Here is an 11,549-nt window from a genome sequence, read left to right as displayed (position 1 = left end):
AAAGGAAATATACCGGTGCTCGAACTGCCTGTTGATTTTCAACGGCCAGCCGTGCTTACGCACAGGGGAGGCCGGGTACGGGGAATTATTGATCCGGAAAAGTACCGGCAGTTATTACAACTGACCCTTTCATACAACACCAGCCTGTATACCGTGTTGCTGGCATTGTCAAAAGCCTTACTATACAGGTATACAGGACAAAAGGAAATTATTGTCGGTTATCCCATTTCGATGAGAGATCATACTGATCTGGAAAACCAAGTGGGCTTTTATTTGAATACCCTGCCCTTGAAAACAGAGATAGAAGGAGACAACTCTTTTATTGAGGTTTTGCAGAAAGTAAACGAAGGAATGTTGCTTAACCATGCCCATCAATTGTATCCTTTTGAAAAAATAGTTTCAGGTCTTGGATTTTCGGGAAATACATCCAGGTCGCCCCTGTTTGATGTGGTGGTAGTACTGCAAAATTTACAGATCCATAAACAGGCGGTAACCGAATTGGATGATCTGACTATTGATCTGTATGATGTTGAACAGGTTACTTCTTCAATAGACCTTCGTTTGGAGTTTCTTGAAAGAGCCGATCACATAGTAATACACTTCGATTATAATAGGGGATTGTTTAAACCCGCCACAATACAGGTTTTCATGGATAGGTTTTTAGCGATGCTGGAGCAGGCTGTGAAAGATCCGCAAATAAATATCGACGAGTTCATTTTTAAGCATGATAGCAATCTTCAACTAAATAATAATATAGGCAGTCACTTTAGTATTAAATTTTAATTTTTGATTGTGATGGTTGAGAAAATACACCTGACGGGGAAAGATTTTCAGGAACATGTTAACTTTTGGAAAAATTACCTTGCCGGTTTTCATGAAGGTTTCGTATTCCGGAAAAATAAAGATGCTGTTCAGGGCAAAAACACCGCATTGCATGTTTGCAATTTATTGCCCAATGAATGGGGTGTTATTACCAATCTCGTAAAAGATAATGACTCCGGCATTTTTGTATGTGTGCTTGGCGCATTGGGTATTGTACTTAAAAAATATTTGTCCGTTGACCGCGTAACGATCAATTCACCTTTATTCCAGGTGCAACGGCAGAATAACCGGTACATCCCTCTAATACTGGAAACAGCCAGTGACTGCTCATTACGTACGTATTTAAATAATATCACAACTACCATTCGCCAGTGTTATACTTACCAGGACCTTCCTTTAGAACAAATTACCTGGGAAGAAATACCGGTTACCTCCAATGTACTGATAAAATATAATTCCATACACAAGGAGACTGGCAATGAACCGTACGACCTGGTGATCGAAATACAAAAGGAGGCCGATGGTATAAAAATTCTTTTTCATTACGACAGCGCGGCCTTTGATGCTTCGTTTATTGCACGGTTTTCAAAGCACATACAAAATGTTATTGCAGCAATGACAAATGTCGATAACACCTTAGGTGCGATCGAGATACTGGATAGCAATGAAAGAGAAGAGCTTCTAATTACATTCAATAACACTGTCAGGGATGAGATGCATTTCCCAACCGTAATTTCTTTGTTCGAACAACGCGTGCGTGAGTATCCTGAGGTTATTGCATTGACATATAATGACATTCAATTGTCATACGCCGCCCTCAATGAGAAAGTGAACCGGATGGCGCATCACCTGGTTCGTCATTTCAACATAAGATCGAATGATGTGGTAGCGCTTATGTCCTATACCTCTGAAAATTGGGTAATAGCCATGTTGGGCATTCTGAAAGCCGGCGGTTGCTATTTGCCCATCGATCCCGATCTGCCCCATGAGCGCAAAAGATTCCTGTTACGCGATGCAGGCGCTGTTTTGCTGGTAACGGATTCCGCATCTTTTTTTCAAATGAGCGATTTTCCGGGTAAAGCGTTTTTACTGGATATAGAGCTGGACGGTTTGGAAGGTAGTGCTGATAATACAGCCTGGAATGAAGATGCAGCTGCATTAGCTTATACTATTTATACATCCGGCACTACCGGTCGCCCGAAAGGGGTTATGCTGGGGCATGATAGTCTTGTGAACATGGTATCGGACCAGATCCGCCAATTTGAAATAACGGCTACCGATAAAGTGTTACAGTTCGCTTCTGTTTCTTTCGATGCATCGGTATCTGAGATCTTTATGGCGCTTTGTGCCGGCGCCCGGCTGGTGCTTATCGATAGAATGATCATTCAGGACGAGGTTGCTTTCATGAAATTTTTACGGGCGGCAGAAATATCGGTCCTTACCCTGCCGCCTTCTTACCTGAGTGTAATACGTTGGGATGAATTTTCATTTTTGCGGGTTATCATCAGTGCCGGTGAAAAACTGAATACAGATGCTGCCTTGTATTTAAGCAGCCAGGTCAATTACTTTAATGCATACGGACCAACGGAATATACTGTTTGTGCAACCATAAATAGAATAAGGCCCGGCATGAGCCGGGAAGAAGCCGAAAGCATTGGAAGGCCTATTGCCAATGCGACTGTATATATACTGAACGCCGATCGTCAACCGGTGCCGATAGAAGTAGCCGGTGAATTGTATCTCGGCGGCATTGGAGTGGCAAAAGGCTATTCCAATTTGCCAGAGCTAACTGCTGAAAAATTTATTCCCGATCCTTTTAAAAATGTGCCGGACGCCAGGTTATACCGTACCGGTGATATGGGCAAATGGATGCCCGATGGCCGTATCGTCTTTTTAGGCCGTCGCGACGACCAGGTGAAGTTGAGAGGGTTCCGGGTTGAACTGGGAGAAATTGAACAGGCTATGATGCAAAGCGGACTAATTAAACAGGGCGTATTGGTAGTTAAAGAAAGCAATTCGGGCAATAAAAAGCTCATGGCGTTTGTAGTGCCTGGTGATGCTTTTACCAAAAAGGAAATGATCCATTATTTAAGTACCCGGCTGCCCGAATATATGGTGCCTGCTGTATGGGTAGAACTGGATGGCATGCCGCTAACGACAAATGGAAAAGTAGATAAAAAGAAGTTACTGGAGTTGGGCGATGCTGGCCAAAAAACAGGAGAATTCACAGCTCCGCGCAATGAAACCGAAACGAAGCTGGTGAACTTATGGAAAGAACTATTAAATACGGTTCAGATAAGCATATACGATGATTTTTTTGAAATGGGAGGCGACTCCCTGTTGATGATCAGGGTAATGTCATTTATCAGGGATGAATTCTCGCTGAATATCCCAATGAATACAATGTTCCGGTTCACCAGGATCTCCGATCTATCGGAGTACATATATATAGCCAGAGAAGATACGGAAAACTACGATGATAAAGAATCAGAAATATTTCTCTTATAAGGCAGTTGTAAAAGGCGTAGAATACTTAATGTAAATGATCATGAATATAGATCATGGTAAGGTCATTGCCCTCCTGGCATGGGCTAAAAGGAATGGTATTTCTGTTTCAGTGAAAGAAGAACAGCTTTTTCTTAAGGTAGAAAAAGGGAAACCGGTCGATGCCGGTCTAATGGATCGGATCAGGGCCCTGAAAGAAGATATCGTACATTTCCTGAACAGCGATGCAGGGAACTTTAAGGCTATCAATACAGCCAGGGAGAAGATATTGCCCGTGCATTCCACTCATACAGGTAACGTACCGTTGTCGTATGAGCAGGAGCGTATATGGCTCATTGACCGGTTAAGAGGGAGTACTGATTATCATCTGCCATTGGTGCTCAGGTTAAAAGGCAGGCTGAATATTGCTGTTTTGGAAAAGGCCATCAATGCTATTGTAGACAGGCATGAGGTATTACGAACAGTGATCAGGGAAGAAGATGGTATTCCCTGTCAGCATGTGATGCCGAAAGGAAAATGGAAAATGAGTTACCACGACGATTTGGCCGGAGCTGATGCATTGAAGGAATTTGTCAGTGAGTTCATCAACCAGCCTTTCGATCTGAGTAATGACAGTATGTTGCGAAGCGCTTTGCTGAAGGAGGATGACGATAGTTTCCTGTGGGTAACGGTAGTGCATCATATTGCATCGGATGGATGGTCGTTCTCTGTTATGGTAAAGGAGTATGCGGCGTTTTATACCGCTTACCTGCAGGAACGTGACCTGAAATTGCCGGAGCTGGAAATTCAATATGCCGATTATGCCATCTGGCAACGCAGCAGGTTCGATGCGTCGAAGAGCGGCAGCCGGCTTTTGTATTGGCAAGATCGCCTGCAGGGGGCTTTGCCACTGGAACTACCAACGGACTATAGCCGCACGTCCGTAATGAATATAAAGGGGCATTCGCTTCATTTTACAATTGATCATAAAATACAAACTGCGCTGCATCGCTGGTCAAAGCAGGAGGAAACAACCCTGTTCATGACCTTGTTGGCAGCGTTTAACGTATTGCTGTACCGCTACAGCGGTCAAAACGATATTTGTGTTGGTACCGCAGTGGCCAATCGTACACAGCGCGCAACCGAAGCGCTTATTGGTTTTTTTGTAAATACCCTGGTCCTGCGCAACCAGTTGAGCGATGAAATGCCATTCAGGCAATTTTTGCAACAGGTAAAACGGCACACGATTGAAGCCTACGAGTACCAGGATGTGCCGTTTAGTAAACTGGTTGAGCATCTTTCCGTTGGCGCCGATCCCGGTCGCCATCCATTATTCCAGGTAATGTTCAATCTTCAAAACACACCGCCTGTGCCGGAAATTGAGTTGGGTGAAATACGCATGGAAGTGGAGCAAATAGCAAGTACCGCTTCAAAGTTTGATCTCAGCTTTGATATAACGGAAACATGGAATGGACTGGATGTACGGGTAGAGTATAGCGTAAACCTGTTTACTGCCGGTACCATCAATAGAATGGTAGCGCATTATATAAGGCTGTTGAAGTCTGTTGTTGCTAATCCCGATGAACAGGTTGCGTTGTTGCCCATGCTCGAACCAGAAGAAGAGAACAGGATCTTATACGATTTTAATGATACGGAACATGTTTTTCCGGCGCATAGAACCATCATCGGGCTTTTTGAAGAACAGGTAGCAAATGATCCCGACCGGGTAGCGCTGGTATTTAAAGACAATTCTTTTACAAATAAGGAGATCGATGAACAGGCAAACCGGGTGGCGGCCTATTTGATCCACCATGAAAAAATTTCGAAAGGTGACCTGGTAGGCATAAAACTCGATCGCAGTGAATGGCTCATCATGGTTATGTTGGGCGTTTTAAAAGCGGCTTGTGTGTATGTGCCTGTGGATACCGCTTACCCGCAGGAACGTATTGATTATATTTTGCAGGATAGCGCGTGTAAGGTTTTAATAGATGAAGATTGGCTGAAGGTGTTTAAGGAACAGGGACCGGTGTATGCGGGTGCCGGTAGTGTAGCAGTGAGTAAACCGGAAGACCTGATGTATGTGATGTATACGTCTGGTTCTACCGGAAAGCCAAAAGGGGTTATGGTGCCGCATAAAGGAGTTGTTAACCGTTTACAATGGATGTGGACGCATTATGCGTTTACGTCGCAGGATGTTATACTGCAAAAGACCACATTTACCTTTGATGTTTCCGTATGGGAAATATTCATGCCTTTATGCTGGGGTGCTAAAATGATCTTATGCGACAAAGAAGATATTGCATCGCCACCCAATTTGATCTCACTTATAGAAAAACATGGCGTTACCTGCATGCACTTTGTGCCCGGTATGCTCCTCACTTTTATCGATTTTTCATTTAATGATGAAGGAATTGCTGTACAGTTGAAAAGCCTGCAAAAGCTGATCACAAGTGGTGAAGCTTTGCCGGTGGAGGTTGTAAGGCGCTGGTATGATAAGGTAAACATACCCATACATAACTTATACGGTCCCACAGAAGCTTCTGTTGATGTAACTTATTATGCTACTACCAAACATGATACCCGCATATTGATCGGCCGCCCTGTCTGGAATACACAAATGTATATTCTCGATGCAGCCAACCGGCTTTTACCTGTTGGTGTGCCGGGTGAAATCTGCATTGGCGGAACAGGGCTTGCCTATGGTTATTGGAATAAACCGGCGCTGACCGCTGAAAAATTTATAGCCAATCCATTTAAACCGGGTGAACGGATCTATAAAACGGGTGATGCAGGCAGGTGGTTACCTGATGGGAATATTGAATTCCTGGGCAGAAAAGACAACCAGGTTAAAATACGCGGGTACCGTATTGAGCCGGAAGAAATAGAGTCGGCCTTGCTTAGTCACCCGGCAATCGGTGCAGCAGCGGTAATAGCCAGGGAGAGCAACGACCTTACAAAAGAACTGGTGGCCTATGTGGTAAGTCAAACTGCGATAACCGCTACCGGTATCCGTGATTACCTGGGCAAAACATTGCCGGCGTATATGATACCTGCTTATTATGTGCAACTGGAACAATTGCCCAGAACGCCGAATGGTAAAATAGACAGAAAGGGCCTGCCTGATCCGCAGGGACAAACACTGGCAACGGGGTTCCGTTATGAAGCTCCTTCAAATAATATAGAAGAGGAATTGGTATTGATCTGGAAAGAAGTATTGGGAAAAGATACAATTGGCATAAGGGATAATTTTTTCGGGGCAGGGGGTAATTCGCTGAAGCTGGTAAAAATGGTGAGTATGATAAATAAGCGGTTTAATGAGAATATACCAGTTGTAACTGCTTTTACACTTCCCAATATTAAAGCATTGGCTGATTATTTATACGAGCATGGAAAAAAGGAAGAGAGCAGTTCTGTAGAAGATATTGAACGATCCATCACCATGATGGAAGACACCATTTATTTATTCAATAAGAATTGGAATGAAGGATAATCAACAATATACTGGTTTGGAAATCGCCATTGTGGGTATCGGTTGCCGGTTTCCGGGTGCGCCTGATTGGAGAACGTTCTGGCAAAACCTGGTGAACGGGGTAGAGTCTGTGCACTTTTTCGCTGATAAAGAACTGTTGCATCTTGGAATGGATGAGCAGGAAATTAAACAGGGCGATTTTGTAAAAGCCGCGGCCATCTTAAAAGACAAAGATGCCTTTGATTCCGCCTTTTTTGGTTACCGGCCCGGCGAAGCGGAATTAATGAACCCGGTTCACCGGATCTTTCATGAATGTGTTTGGGAGGCGTTGGAAGATGCAGGGCATTTCCCCGATGGAAAAGAAGTGATCGGCATTTTTGCCGGTGCGGGAGAAGATATTAACTGGAAAGTGTATTCCATGTTGAAAAACGCCGGCCAGGAAATTGATGAGTTTACGCTTGGTCAGCTGAATAACAAAGATTATTTATCAGCGCTGCTGTCATATAAATTAAATTTAAAAGGGCCTGCTTTTACAGTCAATACAGCCTGTTCTACTTCGTTGGTAGCCGTTAATCTTGCATGTAAAAGCCTGTTATTGGGTGAAGTAAAAATGGCGTTGGCAGGCGGCGCAACTGTAAATACACAAAAGAATAAGGGATACCTGTACCAGGAAGGAATGATCAATTCGATGGATGGACATTGCAGGGCTTTTGACCAGGAGGCAAGTGGTTGCGTTGGCGGCGAAGGAGCCGGGGTGGTTGTTTTGAAAAGACTGGCGGATGCTATAAAGGATGGGGACCACATTTATGCCATTATTAAATCTACTTCCGTTAATAATGATGGCAATCAAAAAGTAGGATTTACTGCACCGGGAGTTGAAGGGCAGGCGGAGTGTATTAAACGGGCATTGCTCCTCGGCCGGGTTAAACCTGAATCCATCTCCTATATAGAAGCGCATGGCACCGGTACCAGGTTGGGCGATCCTATTGAAATAGAAGCATTGAATATTGCCTTTGGCCGTAACCAGGATCATACATGTGCTATCGGTTCCGTAAAAACGAATATTGGCCATCTCGATACTGCTGCAGGAATAGCCGGGCTTATAAAAACGGCATTGAGTTTATACTTTAAAAAAATACCGGCAAGTCTTCATTACAAGGCGCCAAACCCCGCCATCGATTTTGCCGGCGGCCCTTTTTACGTTAATGCGAAATTACAGGACTGGAACCGTTCAGGCGATCATGCATTGCGTGCAGGTGTAAGCTCTTTTGGTATAGGCGGTACAAACGCCCATGCTATTCTGGAAGAAGCGCCGCCCGCTAAAGAAACCGGTGAAGCAAGAACATATAAGGTGCTTACGTTATCTGCTCAAACCGATGGGGCCCTGTTGCGGTACATTAATAAATTAAAAAGTTTTCTGCAACAACACGAAAACGTGAACCTTGCCGATATGGCGTTCACCTTCCAACAGGGCCGTAAACATTTTGGCATTCGCAAATCGCTTGTTTACCGGAACAAACAGGAGTTACTTGAGTTATTGCAGGCAGAAAATACGAAGTATCAATTCACGGTCAGCAAAGAGCCGGGTAATAAAGTGGTGTTTATGTTCCCGGGGCAGGGTACACAGTATGTCAATATGTGTAAAGACCTTTACGAGCAGGAGCCTTTGTTCAGGGAAACAATGGATAAAGGGTTTGCTGCGTTCAGCCTTTTAACGGGCGAAGATCTTAGCGCGGTTATTTACCCCAATGAGAATGCGCAGCATAACTTAATCAATGAAACCCGTTATACACAACCTTTGCTTTTTTTGACCGGCTATTCGCTGGCACAGTTGATGTTACTACTCGGCATAACGCCAAAATATTTAATTGGGCATAGTATCGGCGAATATGCAGCAGCATGCATCGGCGGGCTCTTTAGCTTCGAAGATGCATTAAAGCTGGTGGTAAAACGCAGCCGGTTAATGAATGCACTGCCACCCGGAAAAATGCTCAGTGCAGCGTTGAGCGAACAGGAAGCTAAAACCTGGTTAAGTGATGATGTGTCGCTGGCAGCGGTAAACGGCCCGCAGCAGGTAATATTCTCTGGCAGTGAAGCAGCCATAAACGAATTGATCGTTAAACTAAAAAAGCAATATATTCCCAATATACCACTACATACATCGCATGCCTTTCATTCAGGCATGATGGAGCCTGTTCTGGAATCCTTCCTGGAGGAAGTGAAAAAAATAACGTTCCATCCGCTAAAGTATGCTGTCGTTTCTAATCTTACGGGACAGCTGATGCGCCAGGAACAGGTCAGCGATCCGTTGTACTGGGTACGTCACCTGAGGGAAACCGTACAATTTTCAGCAGGGATCGAATGCTTAATGAGTCTTGATAAAGAGCTTCTATATATTGAAGCGGGAGCAGGCCATGCTATGACGGGTCTTTTAAATCAATATACAGGTAATACCACACCCTTAACGTTTAATATGGCCAGGGCGGCCAAAGAGCGAATGAATGATATGCAGCATCTTACCGGTTTTTGGGGCATGTTATGGAAGCATGGAGTGAATATTAACTGGAATAATTATTATAAAGGCCAGCGAAGACAAAGAATTCCCCTGCCTGCATATTCATTTGAGCCCACCCGGTATGTCGCAGAAGGCGATCCGTTTGAAAGCGGTCTCTTGACCGCGGATCATTCGCTGCAACCGGTAAAAAAGGAAACGCTGAAGAACTGGTTGTATTATCCCGGCTGGAAGAGTACAGTGTGCCTGCCGTATGAGCAGCCTGAGGCCCGGGTGTACTTATTGTTCTCAATAGGAGACCTTGCTGATATGCTGCGAAAAGAACTGGAGAAGAACAATGGCAGGGTAATCGAAGTGCTGCCGGGAGCAGCTTTTGAAAAAAACAGGCAGGGTCAGTATTATCTCGATCCCGGGGATAAAACACATTTCACAAAACTGGTGGCTGAACTGCAAAAAGATGAAACGGAAATTACTGACATTTTATACATGTGGACTGCTGATGCGCTCAATAATAAGTTTGATCTTATTTATTTCAGCGCAGTCTATATAGCGCAGTCATTCCTCGAAAAAAATGCATTACAGGGAAAGCGGATGGCAGTTATCACCAATTTATTGTATAAGGTAACCGGCAATGAAAACTGTGCATACCAACAATCCCTATTACAGGGTTTTATAAATGTGCTAGCGCAGGAATACCAGCTCAGCTGCCGTACCCTCGATATAAACCTGGAAGAGGCAGGCGTCGATACAGTAACCGGTCTTGTAAACGAAATAAACAATATACATGTAACTGACCGCATCGTTGCATTACGTCATGGTCAGCGATGGATACCCGATTACCAGCAAAACACCAGGGATATACAGGTACAAACAAGTTGTATAAAAGAAGGTGGCATATACCTGATCACGGGAGGCCTTGGTAATATAGGGTATGTGCTGGCCCGGTACCTGGCGGAAAAATATCGTATAAAGCTGGTATTGACCGGCCGTAAAAGAATAGAAGATCAATTGGGTAGTGAAGAGTGGGTGAACCGATTGAGATCTTTACAGTCACTGAACAAAGAAGTGCACTATTACAGCGCTGATGTGGCAAACAGGGATGCTTTTATAAATACGATAAATAATGTAACGGAAAAGCTGGGCCCCATACAGGGTATTATACATGCGGCCGGGAATATAAACAGAAGCTTTTTTGAATTAACGGAAGACATCACTTATGAGAATGCGATGGCTTTATTTTCAGCAAAGGTAAAGGGGATTGAAAATTTATTTGAGGTGTTCAGTGACCATACACCTGATTTTGTATGGATCACCTCCAGCTTATCTGCCGTATTAGGCGGGGCTGGGTTTAGCGCTTACGCAGCAGCTAACCTGTACATGGATCACTTTATTACAGCAAAAATTAAGGAGTTGCCAAACTGGAAATGTATTGGCCTGTCGGAAATAATGTTCAATGAAGATGTTGCGCAAAAAGAGCTGAGCGGGAAAAGAAAGGGCATAACACCTTCGGAACTGGTGACGCTGTTCGAATGGAGCATTGGCCTGAAAAATGTGCCGGTTATATTACAAACAACCGAAAGCCTGCCAGCACGTATACAGAAGGCATATAATGTAAAAAGAGAACTGGCTGCAGGTAGTGGTGCACCCGGTATAAAAGTGCCCAAAATGGTTCGCGCGCATCTTACCAATAACTACGTAGCGCCTGAAACAGAAACGGAAGAAAAGCTCACATCCATTATTCAAAACTTTTTTGGTGTTGAGAACATCGGCGTTACGGATAACTTTTTTGATTTGGGCGGCGACTCTTTAAAAGCAATGATCCTGTTAAAGAAAATAAAAGCAGATTTTGGGGTCGCTCTTTCATTAGACGACTTTTTTGAATCTGCAAATATTCGCGACATAGCGGCTGAAATTGATAATAAGCTGTGGTTTTCAGGAAATTCAGAAAGCAAATTCGCTTCTATCATTTAATGCCTTTATGTTAATTGATACCTATTCCTATAGATAATTGAAATGGTAATGAAAAGCTTACTAAAAAAACTACGCGATCATAAAGTGCATGTTTCTTTAAATGGCCCTGATCTTTTGGTCAGCAGTAACGAAGCAGAAATACCACAGTCAATATTTGATGAAATTAAGTTGCACAAGCATAAGATCATTGAATATTTAAAGATTAATATTATAAATGAGGCCGATAAAGGAGCCATCATTCCTGTTGCTCCCCAGGCCTCATACCCGTTGTCGTTTTCTCAACGCCGTTTA

At 43.8% G+C, this 11,549-nt stretch carries 5 protein-coding genes; all 5 read left to right on the top strand.

What is annotated here, in order from left to right; genetic code table 11:
- Positions 1-783: condensation domain-containing protein (locus A4R26_RS34310; protein ID WP_133054869.1), on the top strand; the 783-nt coding region annotated here is incomplete at its 5' end.
- 12 nt (positions 784-795) lie between these two features.
- Positions 796-3,330, top strand: a complete 2,535-nt coding sequence (locus A4R26_RS34305) for a non-ribosomal peptide synthetase (RefSeq protein WP_081171740.1) — start codon at positions 796-798, stop codon at positions 3,328-3,330.
- A 40-nt stretch (positions 3,331-3,370) separates the two neighbouring features.
- Positions 3,371-6,796, top strand: coding sequence for a non-ribosomal peptide synthetase (locus A4R26_RS34300; protein ID WP_165760516.1), 3,426 nt, complete (start codon positions 3,371-3,373; stop codon positions 6,794-6,796).
- On the top strand, positions 6,786-11,258 hold the full coding sequence (locus A4R26_RS34295) for a type I polyketide synthase (protein ID WP_081171736.1): 4,473 nt from the start codon (positions 6,786-6,788) through the stop codon (positions 11,256-11,258). The genes A4R26_RS34300 and A4R26_RS34295 overlap by 11 nt, the downstream gene beginning before the upstream one ends.
- Before the next feature lie 48 nt (positions 11,259-11,306).
- A partial coding sequence (locus tag A4R26_RS34290; protein ID WP_133054868.1) for a TubC N-terminal docking domain-related protein occupies positions 11,307-11,549 on the top strand: 243 nt, incomplete at its 3' end.

The sequence above is a fragment of the Niastella populi genome (assembly GCF_002078015.1).
In the GTDB taxonomy this organism is placed as follows: Bacteria; Bacteroidota; Bacteroidia; order Chitinophagales; family Chitinophagaceae; genus Niastella; species Niastella populi.
The sequence above is the reverse complement of the archived record's forward strand: the minus strand, read 5'-3'. Positions and strand labels throughout refer to the sequence as shown.